The organism is Mesorhizobium sp. B2-8-9 (assembly GCF_006439475.1).
In the GTDB taxonomy this organism is placed as follows: Bacteria; Pseudomonadota; Alphaproteobacteria; order Rhizobiales; family Rhizobiaceae; genus Mesorhizobium.
Genome location: NZ_VFTQ01000009.1, coordinates 32,820 through 54,857, shown reverse-complemented (window position 1 = coordinate 54,857; position 22,038 = coordinate 32,820). Strand labels below are relative to the sequence as shown.

The window sequence follows — 22,038 nt, the reverse complement described above, 5'->3', positions numbered from 1 at the left end:
TGCCGATATTTCTCATTAGCAAACTGTGATATCAGCCTCCGATCTCGCATGAAGGGGACCGACTTCGCTATCCGGGTTGGGTTCAAGTGCGGGTTCCGCGGCCCAGCAGCGCGCGGCCATGAAGATACGACCCGAATTCTATTTGCCGGATTGCCGGCTGAAACCTAGATTTCCGATCCATCGCATGACCGACATAGACATCCGGCATCTGGAGCCAGAACTCCTCGACGGCCTCCCGGCTGACGATCCCCGTGCGATTGCATCCCGTCGCGATCTCGTTCGCATCAATGCATTGATGTTCCAGGCCAGGATCATGGCATCGCTGATGCGGCAAAACGTGCAAAAGCCGCCGCTGCGCATCCTCGAAATAGGCGCCGGCGACGGAAAGTTCATGCTGGCGGTGGCGCGGCTGATGGCGCGCCATTGGCCCGACGTCGAGATCGTCATGGTCGACAGGATCGGCTTGATAGGCGAGGACTTGCGCAGCTCTTTCGCTGAATTGGGCTGGCGGGCGCAGCCCGTGACTGCGGATCTGTTCGATTGGACCCAGGACAGGCCCTTCGACCTTGTTTGCGCCAACCTTATCCTCCACCACTTCGACGACATGCGTCTGCAGGAGCTGTTTTCTCGGATGATGACGATGGCCCCGATGCTCGTCGCCACGGAGCCGTTGAGAGCCAAGGTGCCGCTTGTGGCGACGCGGTTCCTGCGATTGATCGGCGCTTGCGCGGTAACGCTGAATGATGCAGCGCAAAGTGTGCGCGCCGGTTTTCGCGGCACGGAACTTTCACAATTGTGGCAACTGTCAGGTGGAACGCCCGTGATGGAGGGCCGCAGAGGCCTGTTTACGCAAGGTTTTGTTGGCGCGAGCACGCTCGACACGAAATGATGCACGACGCAATTGTCATCGGTGCCGGTCCTGCCGGAAGTTCCACCGCCATTGCACTCGCCCAACATGGTTGGTCGGTGGCAATGGTGGAGAAGGTGGCATTTCCTCGCCGCAAGGTCTGCGGCGAATTCATGTCGGGCACCAGCCTTGCCTTGCTCGATCAGCTGGGCGTCGGCGAGAGCTGGCGCGCGGAAGCCGGCCCCGAGATAAGGCGCGTCGGGTTCTTTTCGGGCGATGTCTCGGCGCAGGCGCGAATGCCGAGCGCCAAGACGGGTCTCGGCCGCGCGCTCGGCCGCGATCGTCTGGACACCATCCTGCTGCAGGCTGCCGAACGTGCGGGTGTCGAGATCCTCCAGCCTTGCAAGGCAGTCGCCATCCGCCGGCGCGATGACTTGCAATTTCTGACTGTGGAATCCGACCAGCAACAGAAGCTGCTCAGCACACCCGTCATCATTGCCGCGCACGGATCCTGGGAAACCGGGAAACTTCCGAGCCAGCTTGAAAGAACCAGCCAACCCTCCGACCTTTTCGGCTTCAAGGCGCATTTTACCGGCGCCGCGCTGGCGCCCGATCTGATGCCGCTGCTGGTATTCCCAGGCGGATATGGCGGGATGGTAACTGCGGACAATGGCCGGGTTTCAATCTCCTGCTGTATCCGCCGCGATGTTCTATCCGGGCTGCGCCGGCGCTTTGGGAATATTGCGGCGGCGGATGCGGTCTCGCGCCACGTTCTGGCCTCGTGCCGAGGCGTGCGAACTGCGCTGGCAGGTGCCGAATTGGATGGCCCATGGCTGGCTGCGGGACCGATTCATCCGGGCATCCGGGCCGGCTACGATCAGGGCATCTTCCGTGTCGGCAACATCGCGGGCGAGTCGCATCCTGTCATCGCCGAAGGGATTTCGATGGCGCTGCAATCGGGCTGGCTGCTTGCGCGAGAACTGATCGCATCGGGCAAAGGTCACGAGGACCGCGACGCCGCTGGGCATCGCTACGAACGCGAATGGCGTCGGCAATTCTCGACCCGTCTGCGTGCCGCGGCCTTGATTGCCAAAATAGCGCTTGGGCCAGGTGGCGCGTCGGCCATGCGCGCCGTGATCAAGAATTTTCCGGCCGCTTTGACGCTTGGCGCTCGGCTGAGTGGAAAGGTCCAGCCCGTTCCAGGCTTTTGACGTCTAGTTCGTTTCACCCGTGTCACGGAAACGGCGAAACGCCCTATCTCTTTGTTTTTTATGCAATTCCGGACGGAAAACCGCTCACACTTTTCCTGGAATTGCTCTAAATCGCAGCGACGAAATCTTTCCAAGGCACGGCATCGGAGCATCGTTTCCCGCCACGGACCGGGATAGCCGCGATCGGCTGTGACCGCCGCTCAGCTCAGCTTGTATGCGCAACCAGCCTGTTCACCGTCTCGGGGAAGAAGTCGGGCGCCGAGAGCCGCTTTCCGAACATCATGTCGTATTGGATGAGCCGGAAATCGTTGATCTTCGGATCGATCTGCTTCTGCCTCGCCCAATCCGGCGTTGCTTCGCCCACGGGCGACAGGAGCAGGTTGCGGTCGACCACCCGGTAGTGTTCGCGCAGCGCGCCGAGGAAGCCGGTGTAATAGGGGTGGCTGATGCCTGCCGTGGTCAGGATATGATAGGGCAGGAAGGCCGGGCTCACCGAGCCGATGTTCTCGACCGGACCGGAGCGGTTCGACCAGATAACCAAAGGCGTATCGTGGTGTTCGAGCGCGGCGACCGCCGGCTCCTTGCGCGGCGCGACATTGTCCTTGAGGAAGCCGGTCTCGACATAGACGGGCCCAAGCGGCGGCAGATGGTCGCCGAAGAAGGCGATGATGGTCGGCCGCTGGCGGGCCTTCGCCCAGTCGATCAGGCGCTGCAGGCCGCGGTCGGCGTCGGCCGACCCCTCGGCATAGGAAAGCAGCGATTCCCGCGCCCAGGAACTGATCGGCGCGTCGATCGAATGCGTCGGGTTGTAGTAGCGGTAGGGCTCGTAAGGACCGTGGTTCTGCAGGCTGACGGCGAACAGGAACACCGGATCGTCGCTGGTGTCGGCCTCGCGGATGATCTCGTCGGTCATCGCCGCGTCGGAAGCCAGCGGCCCGCGCTTTTCCATCGGCGGCAGCGTCTCTTCGGAGCGGAAGTCGTTGAAGCCGAAATCGGCATAGACGGCGCCGCGGTTCCAGAACCAGTTGGTGCCGGGATGGATGGCGCGCGCCCGGTAACCCTGGCTCTTCAGGAAGGTCGCCAGCGACGGGGTCGGGGTGCGCACATATTGCTGATAGGGGATCGAGCCGGCCGGCAGGAAGGCGTTGGAAAAGCCGGTCAGCGCCTCGAACTCAATATTGGCGGTCATGCCGCCGAACTCGGGCGAGAACATCGAGCCGGAGCGCAACGCCCTGACCGTCGGGATAGGGTCGGGCTTGATGGTGACGCCGGGCAGGTGCGTCGGATCCCAGAAGGATTCGCTCATCACCACCACGATATCCGGCTTCTCGTCCGGCATGGAAGCGGCGGCGTCGGGGCGCTGGATCGCGGCCATCGTCTTCTCGGAATAGCCGGGCGGCGCCGCGACATGCGCCATCGGCACGTTCATCGCGAAGGCCAGCGCAAAGCCGTTGGAGGCGTAGTTCTCCTTCTGGTCCCACATGATCGGGATGATCTGCAGCCGGTCGCGCGTCCACGAGAAGGTGGCGTAGTCCATGATCGAGACGAAGAAGGCGAGCAGCGGCACGGCAAGCACCAGCCGCGCCAGGCGGCCCTTGCGGCTGAGGATGGGCACTCGCCGGCGCCAGGTCCGCCAGCCGTAGACGAGCAGCGTCAGACCGCCGACGATGCCGACCGCCAGCATGACGGCCGTCCACGGGCGCTCGCGCACCAGGAGCGGCATCAGCGCCATGATCTGGCGGGCGAACAGGAAATCCGTGGGATAGAGCGGGTCGCCGAGGTAACGCGATTTCTGGTGGCCGACAAAGGCCAGCGCCAGCGTCAGCGGCGCCACGATCATCAGGCTCTGGTGGCTTCGGCCGAGTATGGCGTCCAGCCCGAGCAGCACCAGGGCGAAGACGATGATGGTGGTCCAGCCCGGCTTGAAGGGCTGCAGGAAGAAATCGACCGTACCGAAGAAATCGCCGCGCACGATCCATTCGATCGCGAAGACGAGCAGGGCCGCCGCCAGAACTGTAGTCAGGCCGTAACGTACGGTCGGCCAGGCTCGTCCGGGCAGATAGCCGGTGGACGGATCGTCTTCCAAAAAGCCCGGCACGGGCTTGGCCGCGCCTTTTCTGATCCTTGCCACTCTGTTTTCCCCCGGCCCACGCAACACGCCTTCCACGCCCGTCACGCTTCTGTCATCGAAGTGTCACGCAAAGCTAGCGCCTGTGGCGGAAATAAGAAGAGCCAGCAAACCAAACGTGAGCGGTTTTCATCAGGTGTGATCGCCAAAAAGCCTTTCGGAACAGGGAGTCGGCTACCTTTTCCGGCTGAAATGAGGGCCGAAGAGGCGCCCGCGGGCTTGACTTGGCCGTCCGCCTTGCGCCAGAGGCAGGGAAAAATCAGCCTCTGGAGTGACTTCAATGGCCGTCGCATTCACCTTTCCGGGACAGGGCAGCCAGGCCGTCGGCATGGGCAAGGATCTCGCCGATCAATTCCCGGAAGCGCGCCGCGTCTTCGAGGAAGTGGACGCCGCGCTCGGCGAAAGCCTGTCGAAATTGATCTGGGAAGGGCCGGAAGAGACGCTGACACTGACCGCCAACGCCCAGCCGGCGCTGATGGCGGTGTCGCTGGCGGCGATGCGGGCGCTCGAGGCGCGCGGCTTCTCGCTGAAGGACAAGGTGGCCTATGTGGCCGGCCATTCGCTGGGGGAATATTCCGCGCTTGCCGCGTCCGGCTTCGTTTCGGTGGGCGACGCCGCCAGGCTCTTGCGCACCCGCGGCAACGCCATGCAGGCTGCGGTGCCGGCCCGCGAGGGCGCCATGGCCGCGATCATCGGGCTGGAACAGGCCGACGTCGAGGCCGCTTGCGCCGAGGCAGCTCGCGAGGTCGGCAACGGCTCCGTCTGCCAGGTCGCCAACGACAATGGCGGCGGCCAGCTGGTGATCTCCGGCGCCAGGCCGGCGGTCGAGCTGGCGGCGAAGCTGTGCACCGAAAAAGGCGCCAAGCGGGCGCTGATGCTGCAGGTTTCCGCCCCCTTTCATTCGGCGCTGATGACGCCTGCCGCCGACATAATGCGCGAGGCGCTGGCCGGTGTCGCGAAATCCGCGCCGGTGGTTCCGATCGTCTCGAACGTCACCGTAACCCCGACCAGCGACCCCGATGAGATCGTCCGCCGCCTGGTCGAGCAGGTGGTCGCCCGCGTACGTTGGCGAGAGACGGTGGAATGGTTTGGCGCCAACGGCGTCGCGAGCCTCTATGAAGTCGGCGCAGGCAAGGTGCTGTCGGGCCTGGCGCGCCGCATCAACCGCGACATCGCCACCGGCGCCGTGGGCACGGCGGCGGAAGTCGAGGCCGCGCTGGCGGCTTTGGGGTGAGGCCCCGTTTTCGTCATTCTAGGGCGGAGCAAGGAGCGAAGCGACGCAGCGCAGACCCTAGAATCCATGCCGTGACTTGGAAGTGCCGCCGCGGTGCAGAATTCTGCTCCGTTGCATCCTTCGGCCAATGTCACGGCATGGATCCTCGGGTCTACGCGTCCGCTTCGCTCCCGCTCCGCCCGTGGATGACGACGGGAAGGAGGCCTTCGCCAATGTCCGACGCTTGTCTAGCGTGACTTGGACGATATGACGTATACGGAACGCGACTGCTTGCAGCCGTCTGGAAAAATGAGGTTGAAGATATGTTCGAACTGACCGGCCGGAAGGCGCTCGTCACCGGCGCATCGGGAGGCATCGGCGAGGCGATCGCCAGGGTGCTGCACAGCCAGGGCGCGATCGTCGGCCTGCACGGCACCCGTGTGGAGAAGCTGGAAGCCTTGGCGGGCGAATTGGGCGACCGCGTAAAACTGTTTCCGGCGGACCTGACGAACCGCGACGCGGTCAAGGCGCTCGGCCAGAAAGCGGAGGCCGATCTCGAGGGCGTCGACATCCTGGTCAACAATGCCGGCATCACCAAGGACGGCCTGTTCGTGCGCATGTCGGACGCCGACTGGGATTCGGTGATCGAGGTCAACCTCACCGCTGTGTTCCGGCTGACCCGCGAACTGACCCATCCGATGATGCGCCGCCGCCATGGCCGCATCATCAACATCACCTCGGTGGTCGGCGTCACCGGCAATCCCGGCCAGACCAACTACTGCGCCTCCAAGGCAGGCATGATCGGCTTTTCCAAGTCGCTGGCGCAGGAGATCGCCACCCGCAACATCACCGTCAACTGCGTCGCCCCGGGCTTCATCGAATCGGCCATGACCGACAAGCTCAACGACAAGCAGAAAGAGACGATCATGGCCGCGATCCCGACCCGGCGCATGGGCACCAGCGTTGAAGTGGCGTCCGCCGTCGCTTATCTCGCCTCCAACGAGGCGGCCTATGTCACCGGCCAGACCATTCACGTCAACGGCGGCATGGCAATGATCTGAGGCGGGGCGGGCGCCTGTGAAAACAGCCATTTCGGCTTGGACGCCCGTCATTTTTCGTGTAATGCGGCCCGCAACCCGGCGGTTCGGGCAAAAACCGGTCCTGTGGCGTTGCGTTGCCCGCAAGACCATCTTTCAGCTTGATTAGCGGCATTCCGCCCGCTAACGAAGATAGACAACCTAAGACGAGGATTGCCCCAAATGAGTGACACCGCAGAGCGCGTCAAGAAGATCGTCATCGAGCATCTCGGCGTCGATGCCGACAAGGTGACGGAGCAGGCGAGCTTCATCGACGATCTGGGCGCGGACAGCCTCGACACGGTTGAACTCGTCATGGCGTTCGAAGAAGAGTTCGGCGTCGAGATTCCGGACGATGCGGCCGAGACCATCCTCACCGTCGGCGACGCCGTCAAGTATATCGACAAGGCCTCGGCCTGAGTTCTTTCGCAGGCATAACCGGGGAGGACCTGCGATGAGGCGTGTCGTCGTCACGGGCCTTGGCCTGCTTTCGCCGTTCGGCATGGGCGTCGAGCATAGCTGGCGGGAATTGCTCTCCGGCCGCAGCGCCTGCCGGCGCGTCACCGAATTCGAGGTGGACGATCTTGCCTGCAAGATCGCCCACATCATTCCGCGCGGCGACGGCTCGAACGGCACCTTCAATCCGGAGGCTGTGCTCGAGCCGAAGGAACTGCGCAAGATCGGCGAGTTCATCCTCTACGGCATCGCGGCCGCCGACGAGGCGCTGGCCGATTCCGGCTGGAAGCCTGAGACACATGAGGACCAGTGCGCCACCGGCGTTCTGATCGGCTCCGGCATCGGCGGCATCGACGGCATCGCCGAGAACGCGATGATCCTGAAGGAACGCGGCCCGCGCCGCATCAGCCCCTTCTTCATCCCCGGACAGATCATCAATCTGGTTTCTGGCCAGGTTTCCATCCGCCACGGCCTGAAGGGCCCGAACCATGCGGTGGTCACTGCATGCTCGACCGGCGCGCACGCCATTGGCGACGCCGCCCGGCTGATCATGTGGGGCGATGCCGATGTGATGCTGGCCGGCGGCGCCGAGGCGCCGGTGACCCGGCTGTCGATTGCCGGCTTCGCGGCCTGCCGGGCGCTGTCCACCGAGCGCAATGACAGCCCCGAAACAGCGTCGCGTCCTTATGATCGCGACCGCGACGGCTTCGTCATGGGCGAGGGCGCGGGCGTCGTCGTCCTGGAAGAGCTGGAGCACGCCAAGGCCCGCGGTGCCAAGATTTATGCCGAGGTCACCGGCTATGGCCTGACCGGCGATGCCCACCATATCACCGCGCCGGCCGAAGATGGCGATGGCGCCTTCCGCTGCATGATGGCGGCGCTGAACCGGGCGAAACTCTCGCCGGCCGACGTCGACTACATCAACGCGCACGGCACCTCGACCATGGCCGATACGATCGAGCTCGGCGCCGTCGAGCGGCTGGTCGGCAATGCCGCCTCGAAGATCTCGATGTCGTCGACCAAGTCGTCGATCGGCCATCTGCTGGGCGCCGCGGGTGCCGCGGAAGCGATTTTCTCGATCCTCGCCATCCGCGACAACGTCGCGCCGGCAACCATCAATCTCGACAATCCGGAACGCGAGACGGCGATCGATCTCGTGCCGAACAAGCCGCGCCAGCGTCAGATCGATGTCGCGCTGTCGAATTCCTTCGGCTTCGGCGGCACCAACGCCTCGCTCGTGTTCCAGCGCTACAATGGCTGAAAGGCCAACGGGAGCAATCCCGGAAAGAGTGCTCAGCGCTTTCCGCCCCGGGATTGCTCAGAAAAAGACAACCAGCCGGCAGTCCCGCCACCTGCCGTCATTTTTGCCAAATTCTCCCCTAGTTTGTAGCTAGGGGATTCGTTGCAAGATCAGACGGTAGGGCGCCATGAGCACAAATCCTGGGAGCACAAATCCGGGCGGCGACGGGGATTTCGCACGGCAGGGCACAAAGGTGCCGATCATGCCGAAGACTGCGGCCGAGGCGTTGCGCCCGGAAGCCGGCACGCCGCCGCCGTCGAAGCGCTCGCGCGCTTCGCGCAGCCAGTTCGTCGTGTTCCTGAACTTCTTCCTCTCCATGGTTATCCTTGCGGTCATCGCCTCGGGTGCCGCGCTCTATTTCGGCATGCAGGCTTTCGTCGAGCCCGGCCCGTCCACCAATGGCGACACCTTCATGATCAAGCCGAACACCGGCGTGCAGGAGATCGCCGACCAGCTGGAACGCCGCAGCCTGATCAGCGATGCCCGCATCTTCCGGCTCGGCGTGCGCGCCACGGGCAATGAGTCGGCGCTCAAGGCCGGCGAATATGCCATCAAGCCGCGCGCCTCGATGCGCGACATCATGGAGCTCTTCAAGAGCGGCAAGTCGGTGATGTACTCGCTTACCATTCCTGAAGGGCTGACGGTCGAGCAGGCGCTGCAGCGCGTCGCCGATCAGGAGGCGCTCACCGGCGACATGCCGCCGACCTTGCCGCCGGAAGGTACCATCGCCACCGACACGCTGCGCTTCACCCGCGGCGCCACCAGGCAGCAAATGGTCGACAAGCTGGTTGCCGACCAGAAGAAGCTGGTCGAGGATGTCTGGTCGCATCGCGCGGCCGACCTGCCGATCGCCAACATCGACGACTTCGTCACGCTCGCCTCGATCGTCGAGAAGGAAACGGGCAGGAGCGACGAGCGCTCCCGCGTCGCCGCGGTGTTCCTCAACCGCCTGGCCAAGGGCATGCGGCTGCAATCCGACCCGACCATCATCTACGGCCTGTTCGGCGGCAAGGGAAAGCCGGCGGACCGGCCGATCTACCAGTCCGACCTCGACAAGCAGACGCCCTACAACACCTACATGATCAAGGGCCTGCCGCCGACGCCGATCGCCAATCCGGGCCGAGCGGCGCTTGAAGCGGTCGCCAATCCGTCCAAGACCGACGACCTCTATTTCGTCGCCGACGGCAATGGCGGCCATGTCTTCGCGGCAACGCTGGAAGAGCACAACCAGAACGTCGCCCGTTACCGGGCGCTGCAGAAGAAGCAGGCTGATGCCGCCGCCAAGGCCTCGGGCCAGACGACGGCGCCGGCAGCCCCCGATGGCAACGCCGACAGCAGCGACGCCGGGGCCAATGGCGAGAATGGCGACGCCGGCGGTGACGACGCGCAATAGGCGCAATGCATGTCGCCCAAAAGCGCACAGCGGTTTTGGGAAAACGACATGCATCGAAACTCACTGCATGTCGCCCAAAAGTGCGCCAGCGGTTTTGGGAAACGACATGCACCACGCAGAAGAACGCGTCCTTTGACGCGAGGCCATATTCATGTTTTGAGGGGACGCCGGCCGATCATCCGGCGATTTTTGGGCGCGCAGCGCTGGGCAACGCATGCCTTGGCTGCGACAGGGGGACGACAGGGCAATGAGCCTGCAAAGCATGACCGGTTTTGCGCGGTGCGCCGCTGACAGCGAGGGCACCTCGATAGCCTGGGAGGTGAAATCGGTGAACGGCAAGAGCGCCGAGGTGAGGCTGAGATTGCCGCAGGGTTTCGACCGGCTGGAGACGGCCGTCCGGCAGACCGTTCAGAAGCGTTTCGCGCGCGGCAATTTCCAGGCGACGTTGACCGTCGGCCGCGCCGCCGCAAGGCAAATCCAGCCGGTGGTCAACGAGGCGTTCCTCAAGGACCTGGCAGGGCTGGCCAGGCGTTTGCAGGAGCAGTTCGGCACCGAGCCCGCCACCGCCGACGGCCTGCTCTCCCTGCGCGGTGTGCTCGACATTCCCGAAGCCGTGGAGACGGAGGAGGAGCGGGCCGCTCTCGACGCCGCGATCCTGTCTGCGCTCGAGATGGCGCTCGCCGGGCTGGAGCAGGCGCGCCGCAGCGAGGGCGCGGCGCTGGGCGCGCTTCTTGCCGGCCATGTCGACATCATCGAGGCGCTGACGCTGAAGGCCGAGGCCGACCCGTCGCGCGAGCCCGCGGCAATCCGCGAGCGTATCGCCGAGCAGGTGCGCCTCTTGACGGATGCTTCGGCCAATCTCGACGCCATCCGGCTGCATCAAGAAGCGGCCTTCCTCGCCAGCAAGGCCGACATCCGCGAAGAGATCGACAGGCTGAAGACGCATGTCGCTTCGGCGCGCGCGCTGCTCAAAAGCGGCGCCGCCGTTGGCCGCAAGCTCGATTTTCTGGCGCAGGAATTCAATCGCGAATCGAATACCTTATGCTCCAAGTCGAATGCCGCCGCGGTTACCGCGATCGGGCTGGAGCTCAAGGCGGTGGTCGACCAGTTTCGCGAGCAGGTCCAGAATCTGGAGTGACGGGATGGTTGCCAAGGAGCCGACGGCCGCCAGGGATCTGGGGTCCCGCATCCGCCGCCGCGGATTGATGCTGGTGCTGTCGTCGCCGTCGGGCGCCGGCAAGTCGACGATCGCGCGCAATCTTCTCGAAAGCGATGGAAGTCTCGAGCTTTCGGTCTCCGTCACGACAAGGCCGCGCCGCGGTTCGGAGATCGAGGGCGTCCACTATCACTTCCGCACCATGCGCGAGTTCGAGCGGCTGCGCGATTCCGATGCGCTGCTCGAATGGGCCGAAGTGCATGGCAATTGCTATGCGACGCCGCGCGAGCCGGCGGAAATCGCGCTGGCCGAAGGCCGCGACATGCTGTTCGATATCGACTGGCAGGGCGCCCAGCAGCTCAAGGAGAAGATGCGCGCCGACATCGTCTCGATCTTCATCCTGCCGCCGTCGATGAAGGAATTGAAGGCGCGCCTGAAGCGCCGCGCCGAGGACCAGGAATCGGTCATCGAGACCAGGCTGAAGAACGCCCGCCTCGAGATCGAGCATTGGAAGGAATACGATTTCGTCATCGTCAACGACGATCTCGACCGCGCCTTCGCCGAGGTCCGCGCCATCGTCACGGCGGAGCGGCTTCGCCGAGACAGGCGGCCTGGCCTGTTCGACTTCATTTCGGGATTGCTGGACGAGAAGACGGGGTGATCTTTCCTTCTCGCCGCTTACGGGGGGAAGGTGGCCCGAAGGGTCGGATGAGGGGCAGCGCCGGCCTGCGGCCCGCGAAGCGTAAAGGCGAACTAGACGATCATCACTCGCGACCCGCTACCGCCCGTCTCTCGGTAAAATGTGCTTTGGCCAGGGCGACTGTCGTCGAGCGCTTCTTGTACCTTGGCACGAAACCACACGTCGCATGCTTTGCTGTGCTGAGCTTGCTCCCCGATCAACGCTCTACGTTCGTCACCGCTCAATCGTTTGGTGTCGCTTTCCCTCAAGATGGCACCCATGCGTGAAGACAGTTTAAGGCCTTCGACAGCACTGATTTATTCGCCTGTATCACGGGTCAAAACGAATTGACCGGTTTTGCTCAGATGCGAGGCGGCAGCTCTGTTTTTCATGAGGTCACATTATCATGCGCGGCCGTTTTCGGGCAATTCACTGCGTCACAATCTGATCCCGTCGACCAGAATGAGGTTGCGGCTGAGCGCTGTGTCGCGCACTTCAAGTGCGGCCGCATATTCGGCTGAACGATACCAGCGCCGCGCGCTGTCCATATCGGGAAATTCGACGACGATCAGCGGTCCGGGCTTCCAATTGCCTTCCAGCGCCTCCACTTCGCCGCCGCGCGCAAGGTAGCGTCCGCCATGCGCGGCGATGGAGGCCGCGGCGCGAGTTCGGTAGGTTTCGAACGCCTCCCTGTCGCGGATAGTGACATCGGAAATGACATAGGCAGGCATTGCAGGCTCCGGCTGGTTTCGCCTGACTATCTATGGCGCCGGGGTCTGGATTCCAGTGACGCTGGCGGTCAAACCGCGTTGGTCAGCCTGACAAACTCTTCCACGCTGAGCGTCTCCGCCCGCCGCGTCGGGTCGATGCCGGCCCGCGTCAGCAACGCCTCGCCGCCAAGGCTCTTCACGCTTTGCCTGAGCATCTTGCGGCGCTGGCCGAAGGCGGCCTCGGTGACGCGGCCCAGCTTTCTGGCGTCCACGGGCAGGGGAGATAAGCGCGGCACCAGATGCACCACCGATGAGGTGACCTTCGGCGGCGGCGTGAATGCCTGCGGCGGCACGTCGAAGGCGATCTTCGCCTCGGTGCGCCAGCCGGCTAGGATGCCGAGCCGGCCATAGCCGTCGCTGTCCGGGACCGCGGTGATGCGCTCCGCCACCTCGCGCTGGAACATCAGCGTCATCGATTGGTAGAAGGGCGGCCAATCGGCCACCGTCAGCCAGCGGATCAGAAGCTCGGTGCCGATATTGTAGGGCAGGTTGGCAACGATCTTCACCGGCCCGCCGTTCGCCCCGCCGGCAAGCGCGGCAAAATCCGTCTTCAACGCATCGCCGGGAATGACCTCCAGGCGACCGGGATAGTGGCTGGAGACCTCGGCCAGCGCTTCAAGGCAGCGCTCGTCGCGCTCGATGGCGATCACGCGCCGCGCGCCGTTGAAGAGAAGCGCCCGCGTCAATCCGCCCGGGCCTGGGCCGACCTCGATCACCGTCGCCTCGCCGAGATCGCCGGCGGCGCGCGCGATCTTGCTTGTCAGGTTGAGGTCGAGCAGAAAATTCTGCCCGAGCGCCTTCTTGGCCTGCAGGCCATGCCGCTCGATCACCTCGCGCAACGGCGGCAACCCGTCGATTGTGGTGCGCCCGCTCAATGGATCCTCACGCGGCGGTGGCCTGCCGTCCGCTGTCGGCCAGCCGGCGCGCCAGCCTTAGCGCGGCGATCAGGCTGTCGGCGCGCGCAATACCCTTGCCGGCAATGTCGAAAGCGGTGCCGTGATCGGGCGAGGTTCGGACAAAGGGCAGGCCCAGCGTCACGTTCACCGCCTCGTCGAAGGCTAAGGTCTTGGCCGGGATCAGCGCCTGGTCGTGATACATGCAGAGCGCCGCGTCATAGGAAGCGCGCGCGCGCGGATGAAACATCGTGTCAGCCGGCAGCGGTCCGATCGCGTCGATCCCTTCCGCTTTGAGCATCTCGACGGCCGGGGTCACGATCGCAGCATCCTCCAGGCCCATGGCGCCGCCTTCGCCGGCATGCGGGTTGAGTCCGGCGATCGCAAGCTTCGGCCGCGCAATGCCGAAGCGGCTCTCGAGATCGGCGGCGGTGATGCGCGCGGTCGCGACGATCAGCTCCGTCGTGAGTACCTTCGGCACTTCGGCCAAAGCGATGTGGATGGTCACCGGAACGGTGCGCAGATCCGGTCCCGCCAGCAACATCACCGGCGTCACATCCCTGCCGGTGTGGCGCGAAGCCAGGTGTGCCAGATATTCAGTGTGGCCGGGAAAGCCAAATCCGGCATCATAAAGCGGCTTCTTGGAGATCGGGCAGGTGACTATCGCCGCGGCGTGGCCGGCGAGACAGTCGGCGACGGCGCGGTCGATGGCCTCGATGGTGCCGGCGGCGTTGGCCGGGTTCGGCTGTCCCGGGCTGTCGAAATGACGCGCATCGAGCGGAACGACAGGCAGAGCCCGGGCAAAGTGGTGCGCCGCCTGTCCGGGCAAGGTCTCGGCGATCGTCACATTCGCGCCGACCAGGCGGGCGCGGGCTTCGATCAAAGCGGGGTCGGCAAGCAGATAGAAGGGCGGCACACCGGCGCTGTCGCCAGCTTGCCAGGCGGCGATGGCGATCTCAGGCCCGATGCCCGACGGATCGCCGACACTGAGCGCCAGCGGCGCGTGGGTCTTCTGCGTGCTCATGCGGTCGGCTGGCTGCGGCATCGCACGCTTGTCGCTCAGAGCATGATGCCGAAAAGTGTGCAGCGGTCTTCGGACGACATCATGCCCTATCTCTTTGATTTAGAGCCGGATTCAGATTTCAGGTCGACTCGACCTGAAATCATCCGGCTCTAGCGTTCGACGATCTTGGCCTTCTGGCGCAGCTCGGCGACATATTTCTTGCTGAGCTCGTCGGCGTCCTTGTCGTTGCTGCCTTCGGCCTGGAACACCATCTGCGCGGCCTTGTCGTCGGAAACCTCGCGCGAGGAGCAGATGCCGATGAACTCGACGCCACGCTCGGTCTCGCGCGTCGGCGTCGCGGCGCCGACCTTGGTCGCCTTGATCTGCTCGGCCCAGTCGGACGGCAATTGCGGCGCCAGCACGCGGCCGAGGTCGCGCACGGTGACGTCGATCAGGCCCTTGGCGAATTCCCGCGTAGTGTTGCAGCCGCTGAAGCGGGCGCGCATGGCGTCGGCCTCGCGCTTGCGCTTGGCGAGCGTGCCGGCGCGCTCCGATGCCGGAACCACGAAGATCACCTGCTGCAGCATGTATTCCGTCGCGGTCGGCTTGGCGCCGCCCGTGTCCAGCATGCGCCGCACGGCGTCCTGCTCGGTCACCGAGCCGCCTTCGCCGGAGCGGTAGCGCGAGCTGAGCGCCTGGTTCCAGGCCATCTGGGCACGGATGAATTCCTTGAAATGTTCCTTGGTGACGCCCGACTGCGCCATGATCGCGTCGAGTTTCGCCAGTGGCATCTTGTTGCCCGAGGCAAAGCGCTGGTAGGCGGCGTCGACCTGCTGGTCGGTGATGTGGATGCCGAGCCGCTTGGCCTCGGCCAGGCGCAGCGTCTGGTCGATCATCTCCTGCGCGGCATCGCCCTTCTTGTGCTGCAGCTTGAAGAAGGCGGCGCGGTGCGCGATGTCGCCGGTGGTGATCGGCATGTTGTTGACGACATACTTGATCTCAGCGGCGAAAGCAGGCCGTACGACAGCCGTGACCGAAATGGAGGCCGCCACCAGAAGCGCGAATCCCGCTGAAAACAGGTATTTCCTCATCTTACCTTCCTAATTTTTCCCCATCTCGAGTTTCCCGCCATCGCGGCGCCGCGCGTCCTCCGAACGCCTGCCGGATGCAGTCGACCCCATGCCCATCTTATGCGGCGAAACGATGTCGCCGGCGCATGGCCCTGGGAAACGCGCCCATTTTCGAAGGAACACGCTCCAAATCAAGACCAAAGCCCATCAGCGCCCCAGCCGGCGCACGGCTCGGAGACCGCCCGCCCGCCGCTTGATCACTGGATGGTATCGACCGCGCTTGTTGACGAACCGAAATCGCCGAGCGTGCGGAACGACAGGTTGAAACCGATGTTCTGCGACACTTCCTTGGTGACGGTGTCGCGCGTCTGCGAATACGTCATGATGTAAGTGAAGCAGCTATCGTTGTAGGCGAAGCCGACGCCGTCCTTGACCAGCACATTTGTCTCGATGTCGTAGGTGCCGGTGCCGAACAGCCGCCAGTTCTGCGCCAGATGGGTCGAAGCGCCGAGCGTGAGCTCGTGGCGGTCGGTGGTGAAGCCGTAGAGCGGCTGCGCCTCGATGAAGGCATATTTGGCGCTGAGCGATATCGGCAGGCTGGAATAGGCGGCCTTCACTTCGGCGCGCCTCACCTCGAATGTCTGCTCGTCGAAACGCCCGCTCAGCGAACCGGAGAAGCCGCTCGGGCTGTTGAAGCCGACAAGGCCGACATAATCCGAGGTCTGCTTGTCCAGGCCGGACTCGGCCCCGACATTGACGAGGTCGGGCGCGGCAAAGGAGTTTTCGCCCGCGAGCTGGTATGACTGGCCGAAAATTGCATTCGTGGCCCAGCCATTGTCATAGGCGCCTGAATACCGGAAGCCGACATTGGCGCGCGTGCCGCCTTCTATGCGGTCGTAGCCCGAGAATTTGTCGCGCTCGAACAGCGTGGTGGCGTCGAAGACGAAGCTCTGCGCGTCTTCGTTCGGGACGGCCAGCCCTCCGACATATTGCTCGTTCGGGCGCACGAAGACCTGCGCCGTCGGCTCCAGGACATGGCTGGAGTTCGCCATCGAGAACAGGAGCGGCCAACGCGCCTCGAGGCCGAGAGTGGCCATGTAGCGGGCAAGCGAGGAACGCATGTCGTCGTCCTCGCCGAGATTCGTCCCCATCTGGTTGACGGCGGCGAGCGAAGCCGAATTGGCGTTGACGTAACCGGCATCGCCGCGGAAGGCGAGCAGAGGCGTCAGTTGCAGACCGCCATCCGTGGTGAAGGTGCGCTTCCACTCGGCTTCCGCCGTCAACCGGCTCGACTCGCCTTCGATGCCGCGCACATTGTTGATGGAAGTGCTGTCGATCGGATTGGCCAGCACAGCATCCAGCCGGTTGCGGCTGATCACGCGTGTATTGACATTGAATGACAACTGGCCGCCGGCCACCGACGTGTCGGGGATATAGGCGTAGTCGAGCGACGGCAGCACCCAGGGCTGCTTGGCCGAGCGCGCCGTCAGGTCGCTGGAGAGCGTGTCTTCCTGCACCTCGAAGCGCATCGCGCGAACGTCGAAATAATTGCGGTCGCTCAAGCCCGTCAGGTAGATCGACGACTGGTGGACGAGGTCGTTGTAGCCTTCGATGTTGTAGGTGCGCGAGAAATTCTTGTCGGTCTGCAGCAGCACGTCCCAGCCGAAGTCCCAGCGCTCATTGATGGCGAATTGGCCCTTGGTGCCCATCATGCCGCGGAATTTGTTCGGATCGCCGGGCTCGCCCGAATCGACTGTGTAACGGTTGCCTGTGCCGATGAACGCGTTCGGATCCTGCTGATTGATGCCGGCAATCTTCAGCGTGTACTGGCCGTTGTTGAAGCGCTGGCGCCACTCGGCCTCGCCGAGGAAACCCTGCTTGGTGTAGCCGCTGCCGGTGACGGTCAGGTCATAGGTCGGAGACAGGGCGAAATAATAAGGGACTTTGATACCGACGCCGAGATGGTTGTTGTAGACGATGCCGGGAATCAGGAAGCCGCTCTTGCGCTTCACCGTCGGGTCGGCGATCTCGAAGGCCGGCAGATAGGCGAGCGGGAAGCCGAAGAACTCGAAATTCGAGTTCTCGAAGCGGACCGTCTTCTTCTCGCCGTTCCAGATGATCTTTCGCGCCTTGACGCGCCAGGTCGGCGCTTTGTCCGGCTTGTCCTCGCAAGGTTCACAGGCGGTGTAGACGCCATTGTGGAAGGTGGTGAGCACGCCGCCCATGCGCTCCGCGCTCTCGGCGGCGAAATAGGCCTTGTCCACCGTCTCGACGCGCAGCGCGTTGAGAAAGCCGTCGGCGAAATCGTCGGTGATGTCGATATGGTCGGAATTGACCTTGGTGCCGTCGCTATTGATCAACTCGACGGCGCCGCTGGCGACGAGGCGCTTGGTGTCGCGGTTATACACCACGCGCTGGGCGACCAGCTTGTTGCCGCCATAGTCGATCTGCACGCCGCCGACGGCCGTCACCGTGTGCTTGTCATTGTCATAGACAAGCGTATCGGCGGCCAGCAGCATCTGCGTGCCGGAAGGGACGGACTTGGCAGTGATCTGCTGCGCCAGCGCGGATGCCGTCGGCACCGCGCAAGCGAACAGACACGCCAAGGCAGTCGCCCCATAGAGGCGTGCCAAACCGGCCTGCCTATGGCTGCGCAAAACCGCCTCCCTCACTAGCCGTCTTCCTTGTATAGCAGAAACGTCACCCCAAAGAACATAGCCACGACAACCGGAACCCATGCAGCCACCACAGTAGGCACGAATCCGGCTACACCGAATGCCTTGACCAGTACCGAAACGACATAAAGCAGAAAGCCGGCCACGACGCCACCCAGAATCATCGTTGCCGACTGTCCCATTCGCGCAAATCGCATTGAAACCGTTGCAGCAATCAGCGTCATGGCGACGAGAAGGAACGGCAAGGCCACCAGCGAATCAAACTGCATGGCGAAGGCATTCGCCTTGAGTCCGAAGGACCGGGCAACCTCGATCTTGCGCGGCAGCTCGTAGAAGGGGATGGTTTCCGGGCGCGCCAGGCGCTCCTGCACGAATTCCGGCTTGAGATTGGTCGGCACCCTGTCGGACGCCAGCGTCTGGATATTGCCCCCCTTGAAGACCTTTACGTCCTGCAATTCCCAATAGCCGTCGCGCAGGAAGGCCTTGGCTGCATCCTTGCGTTCGGCGATGTTGCCCTGCGGGTCGAGGATGAAAAACACCGCCTCCGCCATCTCCAGCCCCTGATTGAGGATGGCGCGGGCGCCGATGATGGTGTCGCCCGATTCGGTCTTCTGCCTGAGCCAGGGCGTGACGTTGGTCGTGACGGCATTCGACTTGCCGGCCCTGAGGTCGTTCTCCATCTGCTCGGACCAGGAAAAGCCATGCGCTGCGATCGGATTGATCACGGCGACCGACAGCACGCCGAACATCAGCGCGCCGACGCAGCACGGAAACAGGAACTGCCAGGCCGAGACGCCGGCCGAGCGGGCGATCACCAGCTCGTAACGGCGGTTGAGCGACACCAGCGTCGCCATTGCCGAGAACAATCCGACGAACGGCACCGTCTGCAGCATGATCATCGGCATCCTGAGCGCCGAAATGGCGAAGGCTGTGCCGTAGGTGAAGCCGGGCAGCCCGGTCGTGCGGCCCGAAAGCTCGGTAAAGTCGATCAGGAACACCAGCGCCAGCAGGCCGAGGAAGAACCAGAAGGTGATCGAGACGTAACGGAAGAAGAAATAACGGCCCAGCGTCCAGCCCATGGTCAGGCTCCCTGGCCGGAAGTGCGCCGGACGAGCCAGAGCTTGAATGTTGTCCAGTTGTCGCCGGCACGCTTGGCGAGGCCCGTCAGCCAGTCTGCCCAACTGACCGGCAATTCCATGGTGCGCGACGATACGATGAACCAGATCGAAACCGCGGAGGCGATGAGCGGTATGGCGTAGAGCAGGTAGACATAGTACCAGACCCTGTCGGCCTTGCCTGCGGCGAAGAAGCCCAGCCACCGCACGAAAAGTGCTATCGCGATTGCCGTGATCAGCGGATTGATACGCGCCTCCCGGTGCGAGCGCGCGTCACCCGCAACGGCAAGAGCGATCAGCGCGAACACCAGCGAATAGGACCATTCGGCGAGACGCTGGTTGAGCTCCGCCCGGTAGCTGCCCGGTTCGCGCTGGAACATCTTGTCGTTGGGATCCGGGCTGAGCAGATATTGCGTCGTGCGGTCCTTGGGCAAAAGCGTGATGTCGTTCGCCGCCGACATGAACGCCGACATGTCGAAGGCATAGGAGGTGAAGCGGATGACGGAGAGGTCGCCGGTCACCGATTTGCGGTTGATGACGCCGTCATTCATCATCAGCACCTTCTCGTCGCCCTTTTCGACGATGCTGCCGGTCTTGGCGTAGTAGGTCAGGCTGGCGCCTTCCTCGCGTGAATCGGCCACGAAGATGCCGCCGAGCCGGTTGCCGGGAAGCCGCTCGCCGACCTGCAGGAACAGGCCTTCGTCGATCTTGCGGAACGTGCCTTCCTGGATGATCAGCGACAGAAGGTCGGCGCGCGATGCTGCCACCAGCTGGCGGTTCTTCTGCCTGGCATAGGGATCGATGGCGTTGTCGACGATGAAGGAAAACGCGCAAGCCGCTATCGCGAGCAGCAGGATCGGCCGCGCGATCGTCCAGCGTGAGGCGCCGGCGGCGCCGAGCACGGCGAGTTCCGAATCGGTGTTCATGGCGCTCAGCGTCTGCGCCACCGCCACCACCAGGGCGAACGGCACCACGATCGGGATGATCGAGGGGATGATGAGTGCCGCGACTTCGAAGAAAGTCAGCGCCGACTGGCCATTGTCGGTGACAAGGTCGATCTTGGCCAGCACCTGCGTGGTCCACACGATCGCCAGCGTCCAGACCAGCGCCGCGAGGAACATCGTCAGCGCGCGGCGCATGATGTAGCGTTCAACGACCTTCATGAAGGCTTTTCTCGATTTTGCCGAACGGCATCATGCCCGCCGACAAGGTAGTGATCCGGCGGCGCCCGCACAACTGCGTCATGGGCGGCTCGCTCCGGTTTGTCGCCCCACGCCACGTGCCCCGGCGTGGCGGAGTCTCCGCGCCAATGAATAAGAAATGCAAAACATCGATGGTTAACAGCAGGTTGCGGCAGCAAGCTAAGGCCGTGCCGAGGCGAATCCTTTGTCTATGGTGGCGGCCGATATAGACCGCGATTTCGGCCAAAGTCTTGCCAAATGGCGGAAAACGACCAAATGTCGCGCACTCTTGCCAAACCTCTCGCCCGTTGAAAATTACCTTTGCCGGCACCCTACGGCCATCCCCGAAAGCAGGACCTGATGACGTCGAGACCATCCATTTCCTTCGCCAAATTCGCCGCGCCCAAAAAGGGCAGCGTCTTCGTCTTCGCGGCCGATGATGGCGGGCTCGGCGAGGCGGCGAAGGCCTGCGATCCGGCTGGTGCATTGGCTCGCGCCTTTCCGGTCGCCGATTTCTCCGGCAAATTCGCAAGCTCGGCCGAGGTGCTGGCCCCGGAAGGAACGCCGGTCGACCGGCTGGTGGCGGTCGGCGCCGGCAAGGTCTCGAGCCTCGACGACTATGCCTGGCTGAAGCTCGGTGGCGCCGTTGCCGCTTCGCTGCGCAAAGCGACCGAGGTGGCCGTCATCCTCGATCTGCCGGAGTATCAGCCCGACGGTCGCCAGGCGGCGAGCCTTGCCGCCGGCATCCTGCTGCGCAGCTATTCCTTCGACAAATACAAGACCAGGAAAGACAAGGAAGACGGCCAATCCGACACGAAGTCGGGCAAGCCCGCCAGGGTAACCGTTCACTGCGCCGATCCCGCTGCCGCGAAAAAGGCTTTCGCCGGCGAGGAAGCGGTGGTCGACGGCGTGCTGCTTGCGCGCGATCTGGTCAACGAGCCGGCCAATGCGCTTGGGCCCGTCGAATTCGCCGAGCGCGTCAAGGCGCTGGAACAGCTCGGCGTCGAGGTCGAGATCCTTGCCGAAAAGGAGATGAAGAAGCTCGGCATGGGCTCGCTGCTCGGCGTCGCGCAAGGCTCGCCGCGCGGCGCGCGCCTGGCGGTGATGCGCTGGAACGGCGGCAAGGCCAAGGACGCGCCGCTCGCCTTCATCGGCAAGGGTGTCACCTTCGACACCGGCGGCAATTCGATGAAGCCGGCCTCGGGCATGGAGGACATGAAGGGCGACATGGGTGGCGCCGCCGCCGTCACCGGCCTTATGCGTGCGCTCGCTGCGCGCAAGGCGAAGGCCAATGTGGTCGGCGTCATCGGCCTTGTCGAGAACGCCGTCGACGGCCATGCCCAGCGTCCCGGCGACATCGTCACCTCGATGTCGGGCCAGACGATCGAGGTGCTCAACACCGATGCGGAAGGCCGCCTCGTTCTGGCCGATGCGCTCTGGTATGCCAACGACCGTTTCAAGCCGAAATTCATGATCAACCTGGCGACGCTTACCGGCGCCGTCATGGTGGCGCTAGGCCAGCATTATGCCGGCCTTTTCTCCAACAATGACGAGCTTGCCGGCCGGCTTTTCGGCGCCGGGCAGGCATCGCAGGAGCGGCTGTGGCGCATGCCGCTCGGGCCTGAATACGACAAGCTGATCGATTCCAAGAACGCCGACATGAAGAACATCGGCGGCCGCTATGGCGGCGCCATCATCGCCGCGCAGTTCCTGCAGCGCTTCGTCAAGGACACGCCCTGGGCGCATCTCGACATCGCCGGCACCGCGATGGGCGCGCCGTCGAGCGAGATCAACCAGTCCTGGGGCTCGGGCTTTGGCGTGCGCTTGCTCGACCGCCTGGTCCGCGATCACTATGAGGGTTAGGTTTCCGGG

General features: G+C 63.9%; 19 protein-coding genes. 10 read left to right on the top strand and 9 right to left on the bottom strand.

What is annotated here, in order from left to right:
• The first annotated feature begins 184 nt into the window (after positions 1-184).
• Positions 185-889 (top strand): class I SAM-dependent methyltransferase, encoded by a 705-nt coding sequence (locus tag FJ423_RS13465; protein WP_095767186.1) that lies wholly within the window; start codon positions 185-187, stop codon positions 887-889.
• Complete coding sequence (locus FJ423_RS13460; RefSeq protein WP_246680162.1) at positions 796-2,058, top strand: NAD(P)/FAD-dependent oxidoreductase; 1,263 nt, start codon at positions 796-798, stop codon at positions 2,056-2,058. Before FJ423_RS13465 ends, FJ423_RS13460 begins: the two co-directional genes overlap by 94 nt.
• 205 nt (positions 2,059-2,263) lie before the next feature.
• Here FJ423_RS13460 and FJ423_RS13455 read toward each other — a convergent pair whose 3' ends face one another.
• Positions 2,264-4,189, bottom strand: coding sequence for an LTA synthase family protein (locus FJ423_RS13455; protein WP_181174790.1), 1,926 nt, complete (start codon positions 4,187-4,189; stop codon positions 2,264-2,266).
• Positions 4,190-4,466: 277 nt separating this feature from the next.
• On the opposite strand from FJ423_RS13455, the gene fabD reads away from it, so the two are divergent.
• The 7 genes from fabD to gmk all read left to right on the top strand — a co-directional run bounded on the left by fabD (position 4,467) and on the right by gmk (position 11,441).
• A complete protein-coding gene (gene fabD, locus FJ423_RS13450) occupies positions 4,467-5,420 on the top strand; it encodes an ACP S-malonyltransferase (RefSeq protein WP_140842368.1) in 954 nt (317 codons plus the stop codon).
• Positions 5,421-5,722: 302 nt separating this feature from the next.
• Positions 5,723-6,460 carry a 3-oxoacyl-[acyl-carrier-protein] reductase gene (fabG, locus tag FJ423_RS13440; protein ID WP_140783695.1) on the top strand — a complete coding sequence of 246 codons (738 nt, stop codon included), beginning with the start codon at positions 5,723-5,725 and terminating at the stop codon, positions 6,458-6,460.
• A gap of 198 nt (positions 6,461-6,658) precedes the next feature.
• Entirely contained in the window at positions 6,659-6,895 is a 237-nt protein-coding gene (locus tag FJ423_RS13435; RefSeq protein WP_006203723.1) for an acyl carrier protein, read from the top strand.
• Positions 6,896-6,929: 34 nt separating this feature from the next.
• A complete protein-coding gene (gene fabF / locus FJ423_RS13430) occupies positions 6,930-8,192 on the top strand; it encodes a beta-ketoacyl-ACP synthase II (protein ID WP_095767010.1) in 1,263 nt (420 codons plus the stop codon).
• 241 nt (positions 8,193-8,433) lie between these two features.
• A complete protein-coding gene (gene mltG, locus FJ423_RS13425) occupies positions 8,434-9,624 on the top strand; it encodes an endolytic transglycosylase MltG (protein ID WP_224709854.1) in 1,191 nt (396 codons plus the stop codon).
• A 247-nt stretch (positions 9,625-9,871) separates the two neighbouring features.
• Positions 9,872-10,762 (top strand): YicC/YloC family endoribonuclease, encoded by an 891-nt coding sequence (locus FJ423_RS13415; protein ID WP_140842361.1) that lies wholly within the window; start codon positions 9,872-9,874, stop codon positions 10,760-10,762.
• Positions 10,763-10,766: 4 nt separating this feature from the next.
• Entirely contained in the window at positions 10,767-11,441 is a 675-nt protein-coding gene (gene gmk, locus FJ423_RS13410) for a guanylate kinase (RefSeq protein WP_095767013.1), read from the top strand.
• A 455-nt stretch (positions 11,442-11,896) separates the two neighbouring features.
• On the opposite strand, the gene FJ423_RS13400 is transcribed toward gmk, so the two are convergent.
• From FJ423_RS13400 to FJ423_RS13365, 8 genes are all read right to left on the bottom strand, one after another.
• Positions 11,897-12,190, bottom strand: coding sequence for a DUF1330 domain-containing protein (locus tag FJ423_RS13400; RefSeq protein WP_140842359.1), 294 nt, complete (start codon positions 12,188-12,190; stop codon positions 11,897-11,899).
• 68 nt (positions 12,191-12,258) lie between these two features.
• On the bottom strand, positions 12,259-13,104 hold the full coding sequence (rsmA, locus tag FJ423_RS13395; RefSeq protein WP_140842357.1) for a 16S rRNA (adenine(1518)-N(6)/adenine(1519)-N(6))-dimethyltransferase RsmA: 846 nt from the start codon (positions 13,102-13,104) through the stop codon (positions 12,259-12,261).
• Positions 13,105-13,111: 7 nt separating this feature from the next.
• Positions 13,112-14,167 carry a 4-hydroxythreonine-4-phosphate dehydrogenase PdxA gene (gene pdxA, locus FJ423_RS13390; RefSeq protein ID WP_224544069.1) on the bottom strand — a complete coding sequence of 352 codons (1,056 nt, stop codon included), beginning with the start codon at positions 14,165-14,167 and terminating at the stop codon, positions 13,112-13,114.
• A gap of 128 nt (positions 14,168-14,295) precedes the next feature.
• Entirely contained in the window at positions 14,296-15,216 is a 921-nt protein-coding gene (locus tag FJ423_RS13385) for a peptidylprolyl isomerase (protein ID WP_140842353.1), read from the bottom strand.
• Between the two features lie 236 nt (positions 15,217-15,452).
• Complete coding sequence (locus FJ423_RS13380; protein WP_181174789.1) at positions 15,453-17,867, bottom strand: LPS-assembly protein LptD; 2,415 nt, start codon at positions 17,865-17,867, stop codon at positions 15,453-15,455.
• A complete protein-coding gene (gene lptG, locus FJ423_RS13375) occupies positions 17,867-18,949 on the bottom strand; it encodes an LPS export ABC transporter permease LptG (RefSeq protein WP_140842349.1) in 1,083 nt (360 codons plus the stop codon). Before lptG ends, FJ423_RS13380 begins: the two co-directional genes overlap by 1 nt.
• A 2-nt stretch (positions 18,950-18,951) precedes the next feature.
• On the bottom strand, positions 18,952-20,148 hold the full coding sequence (gene lptF, locus FJ423_RS13370; RefSeq protein WP_095767018.1) for an LPS export ABC transporter permease LptF: 1,197 nt from the start codon (positions 20,146-20,148) through the stop codon (positions 18,952-18,954).
• On the bottom strand, positions 20,135-20,497 hold the full coding sequence (locus FJ423_RS13365) for a hypothetical protein (protein WP_140842347.1): 363 nt from the start codon (positions 20,495-20,497) through the stop codon (positions 20,135-20,137). Before FJ423_RS13365 ends, lptF begins: the two co-directional genes overlap by 14 nt.
• Before the next feature lie 29 nt (positions 20,498-20,526).
• Between FJ423_RS13365 and FJ423_RS13360 the strand changes: the two genes are divergently transcribed.
• Positions 20,527-22,029 carry a leucyl aminopeptidase gene (locus tag FJ423_RS13360; protein ID WP_140842345.1) on the top strand — a complete coding sequence of 501 codons (1,503 nt, stop codon included), beginning with the start codon at positions 20,527-20,529 and terminating at the stop codon, positions 22,027-22,029.
• The last annotated feature ends 9 nt before the right edge of the window (positions 22,030-22,038 follow it).